This is a genomic window from Candidatus Nanosynbacter lyticus (genome assembly GCF_030253515.1).
Lineage (GTDB): Bacteria > Patescibacteriota > Saccharimonadia > Saccharimonadales > Saccharimonadaceae > Nanosynbacter > Nanosynbacter lyticus_A.
The window spans coordinates 699,631-713,853 of sequence record NZ_CP124549.1; the positions used below are offsets into that span (position 1 = coordinate 699,631).

Sequence of the window (14,223 nt, forward strand, 5' to 3'; positions counted from 1 at the left end):
TTCTTATCTATGTACCATATCCATCGCCCGAATATGCGGCGGACGATGCGCTAGCTGAGGATGGCGGCGAGACGGCACAGCGATGTGAGCGCGGGAATGAGCAGTGACTTGCGGGTGGGTCAGCTCCTTTGGCTGCGGCGGTAATTTTGGCTGGGTTGGCAGTTGGTGCGGCTGGGATAGTGGGCGCTTGACAGTCGATTGCGTGTCGGTGCGTGGTGCATTAGCACGAGGTGCGGCCGCTGCAGGATTGAGCGGGCGAGTCGGGCTCGAAGGCTGAGATGAAAACGGTGGCTTCGTCAGCGGCGGGTGCGGCGGATGTGATGAGAGCGGCTTGACTGGCTGAGCCTTGACGGAAGAAAGTTTGTTGAGCGGGCGCTTGGCCGGGGCCGGCGCCGAAGCAGTGGGCTTGATCAGTGAAGCGCGTGATGGTGAGAGGGCGTACTTCGGCGGCTGGGGCTTGACGGACAGCTTGGTAAATGATGCACTTCGCGAGCGCTGGACACCACGCGGCGGCATAATGTCATGAAAGACTGCTGGTTTTTTAGGGTGAGGTTTAGCCGGTGGATTGAGAGCGGGAGTCTTTTGAGGAGCGGTAGAACGCGAGCGAGGTAAATGAGTAGAAGGTTGCGGCGGTACAACGCGAGACGCAGCCGAAGGACGAGCTGGCTGCGCGGCTACAGTTTGCCGCTGAATACTATGACGCCGAGCCGGAGCGGAGTGAGGAGAACGTGGCGCGGGTGATGTGGGAGATGCGGCGGGTACTGAAGTAGCCACCGGGCGCTGACGCGACACTGATGCTTCCGCGTCAACATCTGACACCTCGCCCTTACGACGGTTACCGAGCCGAGCTTTCTTGAATAGCTTCATCAACTTCATCAGCGCCACCCCATCCCCTGGGAGATGTCGATACCGAAAATGATTACGGTCAGCTGGTCGATATGACTCTCCTTCCTCTGATTGATTCTGTCACCATTATACTGGTTATGCTCAGTGATTTCAAGCAGCCAACCGCTCAGCCACTAGAGCAACTCATCCAGCACCGATTGCCAGTCCGGAAACTGCGGAGTACCGAAATGGATGTGCCGGCCAACAAACTCAGCGGCACCCCTGGCCGTCCGATCATCGATCAAGATATCACCGCGGCTCAGCTGTTTGACTGACGAAAAGATAACTTTGCGAAAGAAAATATTTTCCTGACCATCACCGCCAAAATACTTCTTCACCCACGCTAGTTTATCACCCAACGCCGTCGGATTTTCCCATGGCGATGACGAGAGGATGTATAGATCATACTTTTCCTTCAGCTTATCAACCGCCTCGAGGGCGCCTGGCATCGGATCCATCAATGCAAAAACACCCGGAATATTGTCATATTCACCCGCAAATTTCTCAAGCATCTCAGACGGAACCTTCGTCAAGGCCGATGTAAAGTCCACCAGCACGCCGTCCATATCGAGATAGATAATTGGTTTCTTATTTTCGTTCATCTTTACCTCTGCCAGTGAAAGATGAAAAATCACGATATGCTATATTTTTCTTCTTCGGTGCATAGCCTTTTCTGCGATGAACAAAACCATTCTGGCGAGCACGCTTTAAAGCTTCAAGTGTTGGAAACATGACCACTTCGCTCCATTCGTTTGGCAATTGACGCTGTAGAACGGCAAATTTAGGATTAATGTCTCTCACTACTACAGCCAGGATGGTCTTCATGCCTAAACAGCTCGCCAATGTTGTCCGATGCATCCCATCAACAAGCAGTAGGCCCTCATGCTCATATTCTTCAACGATAGGCGGAAGCATCACTCCACCCCCTTTTTTCTCATCTATGATGATTCCCCCTTTCTCCATCCGCAGTGTGTCTTCACCGGCTTCAAGAGTTACTCTACGCAACCACCATTGATTCTCTACCCCCGATCCGATTGCGTAATATTGGGTTGGTCTGAGACCACTAATTTTAACTTCCTCAACTGAAATATTGCTTATCAGCATAAGGGCGCTCATTCTTATCAGCCAACGTCGAAGCCTGATGCAGGTTATCAATTAGCCATTCTTGCGACTTAAATCCTTTTACCCTCACTATTCTCTCCTCAACATTATTGTAAACGCCTCACTCGGAATATCAACCTTGCCAAAGCGCTTCATGCGTTTTTTGCCGCGAGCCTGTTTGGCGAGGAGCTTCTTTTTGCGGCTGACATCACCGCCATACAAATAGCCGGTGACGTCTTTGCGGTAGGCGCCGATGTTTTCGCGGGCAATGAACCTGCCACCAATTGCCGCCTGCAGTGCCACCTCAAAGCTCTGGCGCGGTACCACGTCTTTGAGTTTTTTGACGATCTCACGGCCCAAGCCTGGCGCCTCCGAACGATGGCACATCACGCTCAGCGCATCAACCATCTCACCCGCTACATAAAAATCCACCCGCACCAGGTCTTCCGGCTGGTAGCCCGCCAGCTCATAATTAAACGAACCGTAGCCGCTAGTTACCGACTTCAATTGATCATAAAAATCCGTCAGCAGATTTGCCAGCGGCGCCGTAAAAGAAATCAGCGCCCGCTCATCGATATAGCTGAGATTTTTCTGCCGGCCGCGCTTGGCGACAATCAGCTGAATCACTGCACCAATGTAATCCTGCGGCACCACAATTTCGCCGTCAATCCACGGCTCGCGAATTTCTTTGATCTGCGCTGGGTCGGGTAGTTCACTAGCTGATTTGATATCCAGCTCCTCGCCATTAGTCAGGCTAACTTGATAATCCGTACTCGGATTGGTGACGATGAGATCCAGATTATACTCACGCTCCAGCCGCTCGCGAATAATGTCCATATGAAGCAATCCCAAAAAACCAATCCGCACACCATAGCCTAGCACTGGCGAATTTTCCGGCTCAAACTGCAGTGCCGAATCGCTGAGACTTAGTTTTTCAATAGCCTCTTTCAGGTCATTATAATCTTCATTGCTCACCGGAAAGAAGCCCGCGTAGACGAAGGGCTTGACTTCTTTGTAGCCAGGCAACGGTTGGACGGTAATTTTTTCAGTCATAACTGCCTACCATTATATCAGTTGAGCGTTTAGCTGCTCAACTGATCGCATCAACGGACTGGTCCATGTGGAGGCCTGATTATTCCTGCCCGTATAGCTCTAACATATTCGCCCAAGCTACCTGGCATACCGTGCCAAAATTCATCGTCATGTCGCTTCGACAAGACATCTGCCAAACGCTCGTCCTGATAGTGTTCAATTTGCTCGTATAGCTCACACAGTCGCCAGATGATAAGCTGGTCGCTGTAGCTTGTTAAGCCTACATGTTTTAGGTTGTTAAACTGACCAACTAGCTGACGCATAATCTTAATGTTAGTATCTTCTGTAGACAGCAAGTCGCTCACGAACTCATTTATATCAAACTCTCCTAGCGGCGGTTTAACTAGGCTTATAAACTCAATAAATCCTGGTAGACACTTCTTCGCCCTCGCCTCTTCCGCCAACTTACTAAAATCTGCTTCGACACCCCAGTACAATTCTTCTTTCTCCATAGAATCACCGGCAACCAGCCTACCATCTCCAAACATATCATCAAACTCACCGCCCATCTCCTTGACTAAAGGCTCCGCAAAACGCTTATATTCACGGAATAGTTCGACACCCTTCCCGTCTTTTATCAAACCATTGATGACATCCATGCAGCTACTATCAGCACCATATCCGTAGAGGTTACGATAAATATCTAGTCGATCTATGCCATAATGCTTTTGATAGCGTTTGTCTCGTGTAAAGAATACACCCCTATCATAGAAAAATGCTTTAAGCTTCTCCGCCTGATCAATATAGCGATCAAGAATCAGTTCACCTAGTTTGTCGATAGCCAAACCCCTTTGATCGACTATAGTTTTCACGTCTTCCACAAAATTACGCTCACCCCGCACAGATTGCAGAGTGGCGATACCACCGTTTTTCCAAAAATAGCTTTCGCCAACACTACTATCAGCCCCAAACCACAGCATCATGATGTCCCTCAGAGACAGATCCTCCCCCTTTTGCTGCTTGGCACAAATCTCGTCAATATTTTCGATTGTATGTATGGTCTCCAATTTATCCTGACCCTTAGATAATTCACCGATTCTCTCATGCAGTACACCTGTCATACATGGCTCAACTCGACAGTCATCGCCGTCAATCCCCAAAATCATTTTTATATCACCACCTTCACCCAGACACATCATGATACGAGGAATATTGTATCTACCGGTTGTGAATACAAGCATCTTAGTGATATTTCTATGGCCAAAGGAGTCGTAACTTGATAGTGCAACCTTATACAAAAAGTCATAAATGGAGTCTGAGCCACCGGGGAACCAGCCGGTACATTGACCCTCAAGTAACGCCTGCACCTCCTCGGCTGTACCTTTTTGGGGCGTGGAAGAATCCTTATACTTACAAATTATTTCATACCACTTCCCTTGAGTCTCTCGACGTCGCTCTTGCCCTAGGCCTGTTCGGATCGCTACTTCCCTGCCATACAGCTCACCAAACTTAGCTGCCTCCAGTTCATCGGGACTATATTCCCGCAAAATTTCATATACCGCCTCAAGCGCCGCAGGATTTACCTCTGGCAAAAGTCTCTTGCTGCCAATTTCGCGAACATCAAATGTTTTGGTCTGCGGATTAAACCCTCCTAGTTCTGGACAAGCATCGATCACATAGGACGAAAACCAGTCAGGATATCTGCCGGCCTACAGTGCTGCTTTCCATTCACCTAGACGCCCAAGCTGTGCAGCGCAAAAGTTATCGACCCGCCTAGTCCGCCCATCATGATGACTGTACCAAGCTCCATCGAGACCGAATCGTTCACTCCAACGAGGTGATGAAGATGATGACTGACATAACTCTTCTTCACTAGGCAAACTGTTGACGATCTTACTTTCGGCCACCGGTATCGACATAATATATGAACGATACGGATATCTGTCCGGACCAGTATACCAGTTAGGTTTGGTGGTACTTTGCTGAGGCGGCAGTGGCGATTCTTCCTCCTCTGAGTCTGTTGTTTTACCTAGGATATACCGAGTTAGCAACCTCAGCTTATATGTATCGTCAGCCGGATTTTTTGAACCGTATACATCCCCCAGGCGGCTATACCTCTTGACTAGTATCTCCAGGTTGCCATCCCGCCATTCACTACCTAGCCTAGTAAAGATATCACTTGCGAGTAGTTGCTCCAACTCCTCTGGAGTAGCATGCTCAGTCATGACGTCAAAAACTGCAAATATTCTGTCACTTCGTTCCTGAGACTTCCAGCCCTCCTTTGGATCTTCGTACTCATTCAAAGATATACGGAGAGCTTCCGCCATTTGTCCGGCTACATCGAACGCGTCGGGTGCTTCTTCTCGAAGTTTCGCTACAACCTGACCCATCTTGTCAGCGGAAATATAGTCTTTGCGAAGCTCACCTTCTAGGGTCGGATCAAGAGTGGGTCTGTCAGGTGTCTCCCGATATTTATCAATCATCATTGACTGGCATTTTACTACTTTCTTAATTATTTGTCAATATACTATGTCAGCGGGCCGCACCCTGGCGAATTTTCTTAAGCGTCTCAGCAATCTTCGCCTGTTGCTCGGGGCTGTAAAAGTAACCTATTGAGCTATTCACACCATTCGCCCTTCTGCCACGACATGCCAGTGGTTCCCCGAAGTCAGGATCAACCTCATTCAAAACCTTAATCGCCTTCTGAAACGCTGGTGATCCACAGTGCAAAGCGTTCATAAGGTCTGACGTTGCTAGATAGCCTTCGGGAGCTGGGCGCATATAGCCTCTTTTCAAGAAATAGTCACTTATAGCCTCTACTTGCTCCCGCGAAAGGCCTTCACAAATTTTTACCCGACCCTTTTGACAAGAAAACCTATAGATTGAAGGTTGCAAGCCCAATGAGTGCATGGCATTTTTAATTGTCTTTCGACACACCCCAAAGCGCTTCATTGCTGCACTTACCATAATACATCCCTCCGGGGGTGGAGGCGCAAACAATCCCCTGTCATGTGCTTTTTCTATGATCACCGCTTGCTGCTCTGGACTAAAAAACTCACGAACCTGAGGAGAACGATGCCATGAACCCTCGGACAGGATACCGTCTTCTTTAAGACTCCTCGCTATCTTTGCTATCGTCATATCACTTACACCCAGAACATTGGCGAGAGCTTTGAGCGTCAGATACCCTTCTGGTGGCGGTAGATTAAACATACCTTTTTGCTTAAGTACTTCTTCTATCAATTCGGCCTGCTCTCTAGTAAAAACTGGTTTCTGCTTACCACACCAATCCCGCTTGGCTACCTCCCCCAAGCAGCCATCCCGCTCCAACCGGGTGGCAATGGTCGCAATGACACGATACTTCACACCGAGCTTATCTGCTAGCCCATTGATCGTCAGGCCCCCCATTGCCTCAATCATTCGACGAGGGCTCAAATAATTACCTTGACGTTGCCTACCCATCTCAACTGGTTGCCGCAGATCATCTGCTAATGCCCCCACTAAGTGTGGAACAAAGTAATCATCACAACGCACCATCGCACCACAGCCCGGATACTGTGCCATCACCTCCATAAGCTGTGTTTTCGTATATGCAGTCAGCTTTGCACGCTCTTCTTCTGGCAGCCGCGTTGTATCAAATACAAAGGTACCGTTGCCGTAGGCGTCACAAATCAGTACCGTCCGCTCGAGTGGTGGGATAGTTACCTCATGGTATGGCTCCTGGCGCATCATCACTGTCCCCACTTCCCCACGACGAATCTGTAATGCTTCGCCGCTCGGCTCAATACCAAATTCATTTGCCAATATGAACAGCAGTATTTTCAGCCGTGGTTGGCGAGTAATCCACTCACGGTGGGGCGTCTCGGACATACCGGCGTCAGGTCCGGACCTATCATCGGGTGGCACAAAGACATTGCCAGTCGATTCAATCTGGCCAATAGCCGTATCAATAGCCATGAGCTGCTCCGCTTTGTCGGCAATATGGTCGAGCAGCCCGCCGATTTCCTCCACACCGTAGTAAGCAAACGCCGCATTCTCACTTTCAGCAGAACTGTCTAGCCAAATCGTCAGCTGGTGCTTGTATGCCTGCACCATCTCATCAACCAGCTGGATCAATTTATCCAAGGCATCCTCAGCGTAGGTATCGACATTTTCAACCGTCAACGGTTGATTAATAATTTCCTCTACGCTGCTTGCAAAGTCCTTGCCATGATCAATACTACCGAGTCGCTCCATGTGCAATATTATAGCATTTTATACTATTATTGTAAATGATGAGCTCTTCCTCTCAATTACAACTAATCGCCTTAATCCGGTCACATATTCTTTACTAAACCCCATAACAACACACTGATGTCTTTATCAAATTGAAAATTTAGTTCTCATTGGTGGATTATCGGGTCAGTGAGGGCACTCAATCCTCTATAATAACGTCCTCAACAGGTCGACGTTTGGAATAGGCCTGCTGCTTGCCATAGCCAATGCGCAGCAAAATAGTTGGATATTCCCCATCAAGATCAAGAGTTTTTGCCATTTCTGCGGCAATTTCTGGCTGCTCGTTCGGCTGATTTAGATAGGCATGAGCGATCCCAAGCTCCGTGGCAGTCAGCAAGAAACGCTGCAGCGTCCGACCCAAGTTCACCCATTCGCGCCGACTATTTTCTCTTGTCGTAAAAAGAACCAGATGAGAAGCCGATGCTATCTTTTCGCGATCAGCCTTATTCTGCGTCTTAGCATTGATAGCCATCGCCATGATTGGCTCAGCCATCCAGCGCGGCACATTAGGCGCACCAAACACGGCATAGCTCAGCCCATCAAGTGTTTGATCTTGATGTTTTTTGTTAAATCGCATCCAGCTTTTCAATTCAGCCTTAAACGCCTCATTTTGCATTTGATGCGTATTCCCCCGAAGAACGTATTGTTCAATATCATTAAACTGTTTAGTTTGACGCGCATAGTAATGAACCGACACTCCATCTTCACCGCGAATCGCCTGCAGTCTCTTTAGCGCATCTAGCGCGATTTCCTCGCCAGTATAAATACTACGATTGGTCTGCCGTAAATCTATCTGCTCAAACAGTGGACTGGACTTGACGTCCGCTCCTTCCGTGAGTGTAACTGCGATATCTCCCGTATCACCAACCGAAACGGTAGATTTATAGCCCTTAGTTTGCGCTGCCAAGCAGAGGTTCTCAGCCGCACAGCCCAGACTCACGAATAGCTCCCTGTTGTCAGGGTCGACTACTGGTAGCTTCCTGTCAAAATCAGGATGAATTTCCACCACTGACCCGTCGCGACGGAATTTCCAAGGCTGAATATTGTGCCCTGACGGTGCTTTGACTGCCTGCTTAACTAGAAACTTAAAATCGTCTAATGATATAATGTTTCCTGTTTTCTTCGTCATAATCTTCTCAAATACCCTCTCATATTGTTACTGTTGAACCCAGTATACTTACCAAAAAAATGGTGTCAAATAAAAGCCCCTATGACCAAGATACTCTCTACTATCCGCACTGCCAAGGCTCAGCGCTTTGAAAACCTTATCAGCACCGGGGGAAACAAAAACCCCCCGTCCGAAGCTAGCAACGACGAGGGGAGAAAAGCCAAGGATCACCGCCGTATACCGGTTCATCTTTGTCCTGGCTATCTTACACCGGCCCCGTGACCTGTATATTCTGCTATAGTTTGCTGGATTTGCGTGTGTCGTACTTGACTTCACCATTGTCATCCAAAAGACAGCACAATAGCCATCACGATACCTACCATAAATAATCCTGCCTTTTTCATATCCCTTCTTTCTGATATTATACGACAGCACCGACTACACAAAAATAAGCTATTATTGTCAAGCAAAGCTTAGTTGGCCGCAAGCTTTACAACTCTCTTTCAGCGATCAGGCCACGCCATAGCTTACATTATCACGGTTCACCGACAAATTACTTATGAGAGCGCCAGCTCGCCAATATGCCTCCAAAACTGACGCAGATCCTTAACGTCTACGCCTTCAATATCGTAGTTTGAAAGCACACCATGCCACGTGCTGGGCACAGCGCTCTTATCTAGTAGACGGTACTTGCTGAACACAAAACCATGCGGTAGCCATGCCATGCTTATGACATCATCGTTGGCACATGGATATTCCAATATAGGAAAAGAGCAATCATATGTATCAACAATATTTCCTGGATCAATTGCTCCATAATGCTTCCACTCCCCATAGCAAAAATCAAAACCTAGTGGCAGAAGAGCCATTTCGACACCCTCTCCCCCCTTATCTCTAGATGTCCGCATCTCCTCTACAAATGAATCCAGCGCTTGACGAGCAAGAATATCGAGCCAATCCGCCCCAAACATCATCGAGTCGAAATACTCGTCAATTTTTCTACAATCTTCTTTACTGAGGTTATTTGGGTCGGTTTTGGCAGTAGGCACCGTATCGTTTAAGTCACGAGGCGTGACGAGCATGGTGTCGATTGTTTTTAGCCGTGGATCTATAAATACCATTTTTGCGCCATAGTAACAGGCATTGCTCGGATAAAGGCTCGAAAATACGAACTGGTCAAGACCAAAGTGGCAATCAAGCCTGTATGTATTAGTTCTACGGCCTGATAACTGACTGCTCGACAGTATCCCCATCTCCATGAACCGCCCAGGGAAATCACCTGAGTTAGTATAGTGCAAAAGTGGCAATCGCTCAAGACGTGCTCGTATCTCCCGAACAGCTAACTGCTCACCCTCTGATAAATCTCTCTGACTCTCCGGATGGTTATGAAAATTATCGCGCAATCGACCGGCATCAACATATTGCGCCATTCTTTCTGGTAGAACAAGCGCCTCGCTAGATGACACGCCGCCAATCCTTCTGGATCTTAAAACTGAGAAAGCCCATACAAAAACCTGCTAGCATCATAGTAAACTTAATTATGGTATAGCACTTACTTTTTGTCAAATGGGCCACCTGACCACATTGACCAAACTTTATCCCAGCCCTTTTCGCAACACGTATCCGCGGGGTGCTTTTGCAATTCAGTTAGGCCAATTGTTTGTGGATTCATGGCTTACTCCTTATCACTAATTTACTCAACTGCCACACCACCATCACAATAGACCAGCCAAACAATACCACCTCCGACACCACCGTCAGCGGTACCGAGACTTCACCTGCATAGTATGTACCGACCATCTTTAGAAATGCAACACACACGCTCGTTAATATAACTATCCAAGATTTCGTAATGATCCCTGCCGCAGTAACAAATGCAGCCAACGCCAGTGCCATCCAGTGCAGTCCTGCGAACAGTTGACTCGCAGATAATACACTTATTTCTGGAGTAATCGGCAATCCATTCACCGGATAAACGAGGCGTCCGAGCGCCATCATCGCATGAAATGCACCAATTGCCACAACGATACCTAGAGCAAGCACGATACCCATGCCAACAGGATATCGCCCCCTCAGTTTAGAGTACAAAACCACGACGACAGCTAACAATATCGACGCTCCACATGCTAGCATTTCACCTGCCGCCTGCAAGACGACCTGATGTTGCTGCACCCACGCTAGCACACCTGGAGCGTTTGCTGAGGGTATCGGCAGTGACACTGCGATACTAATGCAAGCCGTGGCAAGCAAACCAAAGCTCATCAGCCATATAATATTACCGATATACGAAATATGCCGACTACTTTGTTTTACCACCCTCTCACTCCTTCGTCATATATTTCTTTAGCGTCACCGTATCGCCCACCCGCGCTTCACGGGTGGTTTTTAGGTTGGTGACGATGTAGCCGGGTAGCGGTGTTTCCTTTCCGGAATATTCAGTCACCCCAATTGCTCCATACATAATGCTATAGTATTTTATTTTATAAATAATGACAACTCACTCTTAACTCACTGCGCCTTCGGCAAAAAACCGCGCGCTACGAGCGCCCGCCAAGCCGTGTCCGCCGAGGTGGATGGTGGCTGCGGCGTTGAAAATCCCTTATCGGGATAGCTCTTTATTCGCTCATAATCGCCTAGCATCAACGTCAACATCATGGCGGCACTGCCATAGGTTACCTCATATAACTGATAATATGCCTCTACTGTTGTCGGCTGACTAGTCACATACAGTCGCGGCCGCGGGTGCGGCCACTGAGCCTCGGCGGTTGCCAAAAATCGACGCGTCATATACGGTTTATGGATTAAAATGATATCCTCAGCCTGAATCGCCGCCCCCGCCAGCAACTGAGCCGAACGAGTGATATTTTCGCCGGTATTAGCGGCTTGGTGTTCAAACAGGATTGCCGATTTCGGCACCGCCAAACGTTGGAGTCGTCGCCCCAGCAGTGTCGCTTCGGTTTCTGTCGCCCCATGATAGGGATTAGCAAATCCCGACACCACAATCCATGAGCTAATGCCCGCATGATATAACTCGGCCGCTCGCTCGGCACTATCGATCATAGCTCCCGCACCGCCGATCACGATAGCATCCGCCCGCGCCGGCAGCCGACTCTCAACGCAAAGATACTCCCACAATACCTGGAGGTGATGCCAGTCTTGATCGGTGAGGGTTAGCTGGCTACGCGGCATGTATACGCTCTTGGTTTCTTCAACGTCACCGTATCGCCCACCCGCGCTTCACGGGTGGTTTTCAGGTTGGTGACGATGTAGCCAATTTCGCCAGTGTCCAGCGACGGGTCGGGGATCATACCGGGACTGAGATGGCCAACCTCCAATGCCAACCCATTCGCACTGGTCGCCATCATATGAATCGCTTCACCCTTTTTGATCTGACCATCCACCAGCCGCACGTACAAAATCACGCCGCGATAATCATCATAATAACTATCAAAAATTAGCGCCCGAGTTGGGAGATCAGCCAACGCAACATCAGGATGCTCGACCGCCAGTGGCGAAGTCGGCGCCGGGATTCGCTCAACGATCGCCGCCAAAACTTGATCGACATTCTGCCCGGTTTTGGCGGAAATATGAATAATCTCGCTTTCATCGCAGCCCAGCAGATTAATCACCTGCTTGGACACCCGTGGCACATCGGCAGCCGGCAAATCAACTTTGTTCAGCGCTGGGATAATTATCAAATCCTGCTCCATCGCCAAGTACACATTCGCCAGCGTCTGCGCCTGAATACCCTGGCTAGCGTCAACCACCAATACCGCCCCTTCGCAGGCCTGCAAACTACGCGACACCTCATAGCTAAAATCGACATGGCCAGGTGTGTCGATGAGGTTAAGGTCGTAAGACCCAGCTAGTGGCAATCCTTCCGATGAATCGATAGCCCTGTCGCTGGCGTTGCCTGCGACATTCGATTGAGAGGAAGTGATTGCCGCTGGCTGGCGGTAGTGATACTTCATCCGCACCGGCGCGAGCTTAATCGTAATCCCCTTCTCACGTTCCAAATCCATACTATCCAGCAGCTGCGACTTCATCTCGCGCTTCTCCACCGTCCCCGTCATCTCCATCATCCTATCCGCCAGCGTCGACTTGCCGTGGTCGATGTGGGCAATGATGCAAAAATTACGAATACTGGTCAGCGGTTTCATCAGCGCCTCAACTTACTCATATCAAATCGCGAAAACAGCAGACGTTTCATTCGCGCCAAGACCGGGTCGATCTCTGGCAACTTTAGCCACTTGGACAGCGCGCCATACACGACAAAATTGAAAATCGTAATCGCCCCAAACTTGGGCAGCGCCCCCAAAAAGCTATCGTCTGAGGCCCGGAACGGAATTACTAACACGCTGACGTAGCACGCCACTGCTAGTGGCACCGCGGCTAACGCCATCTTGGCGACCGCTTTGACAAACGTCGCGTCAAACAGCTGTGGCATGCGCCGACCTAAAATGACGCACAAAATCACCACCTCAACAAAGGCGACAATTGACTGCGCCCATGCCAGGCCATACGGGCCAAGCTTCGCATAGTAGCCAAGTATCACGGCCAGCGCCACATTCAACACAATCGCAAAAATCGACACATACATCGGTGTCTTGGTATCCTGCTGTGCATAAAATCCGCGCGCCACCATGTGATACACCGTCCTGAATAAAATTGCCATTACCAGACAACCGAGAATGTTCGCCATAACCGGATCGCCGTTATTATTGATAAAGTGCACCACGTAGCCACGCGCGAAAAACGTCACCACACAAATCGGGATAATCATCCAAATCACCGTCCTGAGGAATGACCGCAGATCTCTACGAAATAGATCCGGACGCTCCGAGGCGAGGCGTTCAGTTAGCTGCGGAAAGGCAGCGTTGGAAATAGCAACGCCGATGAGGTTGATCGGCATCATGTGTAGTGTCAATGCTTGATTATAACGACGAATAATACCATCACCCATCCGCGACGCCAAGTTAACTTCGGCTAGGCTGACCACATAATCCATTCCCTGATCAATCGAGCGCGCCGGCAGCAGCGACAAAACTTTACGAAAGCCGCGATTGCGCCAATAAATCTTGAAATCATAATCAAAACCGAGTCCGATTAGCCCGACCGCACTGACGATGAGCTGCAGCACCGATCCGAGCACCACGCCAAGCGCCACGCCCATAATGCCGCCGTCAAAAATTTGCCAGCCGAACAGGTTGATGCCGTTGGTGAACCACAACGTACCGATGATAATCCCGACATTGTACAGCATCGGCGCCAGCGCATAGAAGGTGAAGCGACCGACCGCTTGCTGGATGCTAGCAATCACCGCTGCCACCGCAAAGATCAGCGGATTTACCGCGATCACTCGCATCATACTGACCGCCAATGCGTGACCAGCCTCGCTTAGCCCCGGCGCGATCAGATATTTCATCAGCGGATCAGCAAAAATGATGATTAGAACGCTCGTCACCAGCGTCACCAGCGCCATGAGATTGATCATGCTCGAACTAATTTGCCAGGCTGATTGCTTGTTGCCCTTGATCCAGCGCTCGTTAAATACCGGTATGAAGGTAACGCTCAGCGCCCCCGACACCAAAATCGCAAACATGAAATCCGGCACCATGAACGCCGCCGTATAGGCGTCCAGCCCGACTGGATAGCCAGCCAAGTGAGCCTTCTCGTTGGGAAAATACGCCGCATTCAAAAAGCGATCGCGCAGCAGCCCCAGCAAGCTTGACAGCAACATCGAGCTCGCTAAAATCGTGGCGGCTAACTTGACTGTCAGCCGCTGATTGATCTTGTTGACAACATTACGAACGCGCCCCATA

General features: G+C 49.4%; 14 protein-coding genes. All 14 read right to left on the bottom strand.

What is annotated here, in order from left to right; genetic code table 11:
• Positions 1–3: 3 nt before the first annotated feature.
• The 14 genes from NLML1_RS03785 to murJ all read right to left on the bottom strand — a co-directional run bounded on the left by NLML1_RS03785 (position 4) and on the right by murJ (position 14,222).
• Positions 4–876: a hypothetical protein gene (locus tag NLML1_RS03785; RefSeq protein WP_285441458.1), complete on the bottom strand. Its 873-nt coding sequence runs from the start codon at positions 874–876 to the stop codon at positions 4–6.
• Positions 877–1,019: 143 nt separating this feature from the next.
• Positions 1,020–1,487 (bottom strand): 5' nucleotidase, NT5C type, encoded by a 468-nt coding sequence (locus tag NLML1_RS03790; protein ID WP_285441459.1) that lies wholly within the window; start codon positions 1,485–1,487, stop codon positions 1,020–1,022.
• On the bottom strand, positions 1,474–1,989 hold the full coding sequence (locus tag NLML1_RS03795) for a ParB N-terminal domain-containing protein (RefSeq protein ID WP_285441460.1): 516 nt from the start codon (positions 1,987–1,989) through the stop codon (positions 1,474–1,476). Before NLML1_RS03795 ends, NLML1_RS03790 begins: the two co-directional genes overlap by 14 nt.
• Positions 1,990–2,076: 87 nt before the next feature.
• Positions 2,077–3,039: an elongation factor 4 family protein gene (locus tag NLML1_RS03800; RefSeq protein ID WP_285441461.1), complete on the bottom strand. Its 963-nt coding sequence runs from the start codon at positions 3,037–3,039 to the stop codon at positions 2,077–2,079.
• Positions 3,040–3,089: 50 nt separating this feature from the next.
• Positions 3,090–4,694 (bottom strand): hypothetical protein, encoded by a 1,605-nt coding sequence (locus NLML1_RS03805; protein WP_285441462.1) that lies wholly within the window; start codon positions 4,692–4,694, stop codon positions 3,090–3,092.
• Between the two features lie 33 nt (positions 4,695–4,727).
• On the bottom strand, positions 4,728–5,504 hold the full coding sequence (locus tag NLML1_RS03810; RefSeq protein ID WP_285441463.1) for a hypothetical protein: 777 nt from the start codon (positions 5,502–5,504) through the stop codon (positions 4,728–4,730).
• Between the two features lie 46 nt (positions 5,505–5,550).
• Complete coding sequence (locus NLML1_RS03815) at positions 5,551–7,254, bottom strand: helix-turn-helix domain-containing protein (protein ID WP_285441464.1); 1,704 nt, start codon at positions 7,252–7,254, stop codon at positions 5,551–5,553.
• 178 nt (positions 7,255–7,432) lie between these two features.
• Positions 7,433–8,422, bottom strand: a complete 990-nt coding sequence (locus tag NLML1_RS03820) for an Acg family FMN-binding oxidoreductase (RefSeq protein WP_285441465.1) — start codon at positions 8,420–8,422, stop codon at positions 7,433–7,435.
• A 536-nt stretch (positions 8,423–8,958) separates the two neighbouring features.
• Positions 8,959–9,831 (bottom strand): hypothetical protein, encoded by an 873-nt coding sequence (locus tag NLML1_RS03825; RefSeq protein WP_285441466.1) that lies wholly within the window; start codon positions 9,829–9,831, stop codon positions 8,959–8,961.
• A 238-nt stretch (positions 9,832–10,069) separates the two neighbouring features.
• The gene (locus NLML1_RS03830) at positions 10,070–10,717 is read right to left on the bottom strand and encodes a hypothetical protein (RefSeq protein ID WP_285441467.1); all 648 of its coding nucleotides are present in this window, start codon (positions 10,715–10,717) and stop codon (positions 10,070–10,072) included.
• Between the two features lie 4 nt (positions 10,718–10,721).
• The gene (locus NLML1_RS03835; protein WP_285441468.1) at positions 10,722–10,862 is read right to left on the bottom strand and encodes a hypothetical protein; all 141 of its coding nucleotides are present in this window, start codon (positions 10,860–10,862) and stop codon (positions 10,722–10,724) included.
• Positions 10,863–10,909: 47 nt separating this feature from the next.
• The gene (locus tag NLML1_RS03840; protein ID WP_285441469.1) at positions 10,910–11,590 is read right to left on the bottom strand and encodes a YdcF family protein; all 681 of its coding nucleotides are present in this window, start codon (positions 11,588–11,590) and stop codon (positions 10,910–10,912) included.
• Positions 11,572–12,561 (bottom strand): GTP-binding protein, encoded by a 990-nt coding sequence (locus NLML1_RS03845; protein WP_285441470.1) that lies wholly within the window; start codon positions 12,559–12,561, stop codon positions 11,572–11,574. Before NLML1_RS03845 ends, NLML1_RS03840 begins: the two co-directional genes overlap by 19 nt.
• On the bottom strand, positions 12,561–14,222 hold the full coding sequence (gene murJ, locus NLML1_RS03850; RefSeq protein WP_285441471.1) for a murein biosynthesis integral membrane protein MurJ: 1,662 nt from the start codon (positions 14,220–14,222) through the stop codon (positions 12,561–12,563). The genes NLML1_RS03845 and murJ overlap by 1 nt, the downstream gene beginning before the upstream one ends.
• Position 14,223 lies beyond the last annotated feature (1 nt).

Excerpts from the sequence above, each read along its gene's own strand:
- NLML1_RS03785 (WP_285441458.1), bottom strand. The coding sequence starts at position 876 with ATGAAGTTGATGAAGCTATTCAAGAAAGCTCGGCTCGGTAACCGTCGT.
- NLML1_RS03790 (WP_285441459.1), bottom strand. The coding sequence starts at position 1,487 with ATGAACGAAAATAAGAAACCAATTATCTATCTCGATATGGACGGCGTG.
- NLML1_RS03795 (WP_285441460.1), bottom strand. The coding sequence starts at position 1,989 with ATGCTGATAAGCAATATTTCAGTTGAGGAAGTTAAAATTAGTGGTCTC.
- NLML1_RS03800 (WP_285441461.1), bottom strand. The coding sequence starts at position 3,039 with ATGACTGAAAAAATTACCGTCCAACCGTTGCCTGGCTACAAAGAAGTC.
- NLML1_RS03810 (WP_285441463.1), bottom strand. The coding sequence starts at position 5,504 with ATGATGATTGATAAATATCGGGAGACACCTGACAGACCCACTCTTGAT.
- NLML1_RS03815 (WP_285441464.1), bottom strand. The coding sequence starts at position 7,254 with ATGGAGCGACTCGGTAGTATTGATCATGGCAAGGACTTTGCAAGCAGC.
- NLML1_RS03820 (WP_285441465.1), bottom strand. The coding sequence starts at position 8,422 with ATGACGAAGAAAACAGGAAACATTATATCATTAGACGATTTTAAGTTT.
- NLML1_RS03825 (WP_285441466.1), bottom strand. The coding sequence starts at position 9,831 with ATGGCGCAATATGTTGATGCCGGTCGATTGCGCGATAATTTTCATAAC.
- NLML1_RS03835 (WP_285441468.1), bottom strand. The coding sequence starts at position 10,862 with ATGTATGGAGCAATTGGGGTGACTGAATATTCCGGAAAGGAAACACCG.
- NLML1_RS03840 (WP_285441469.1), bottom strand. The coding sequence starts at position 11,590 with ATGCCGCGTAGCCAGCTAACCCTCACCGATCAAGACTGGCATCACCTC.
- NLML1_RS03845 (WP_285441470.1), bottom strand. The coding sequence starts at position 12,561 with ATGAAACCGCTGACCAGTATTCGTAATTTTTGCATCATTGCCCACATC.
- murJ (WP_285441471.1), bottom strand. The coding sequence starts at position 14,222 with ATGGGGCGCGTTCGTAATGTTGTCAACAAGATCAATCAGCGGCTGACA.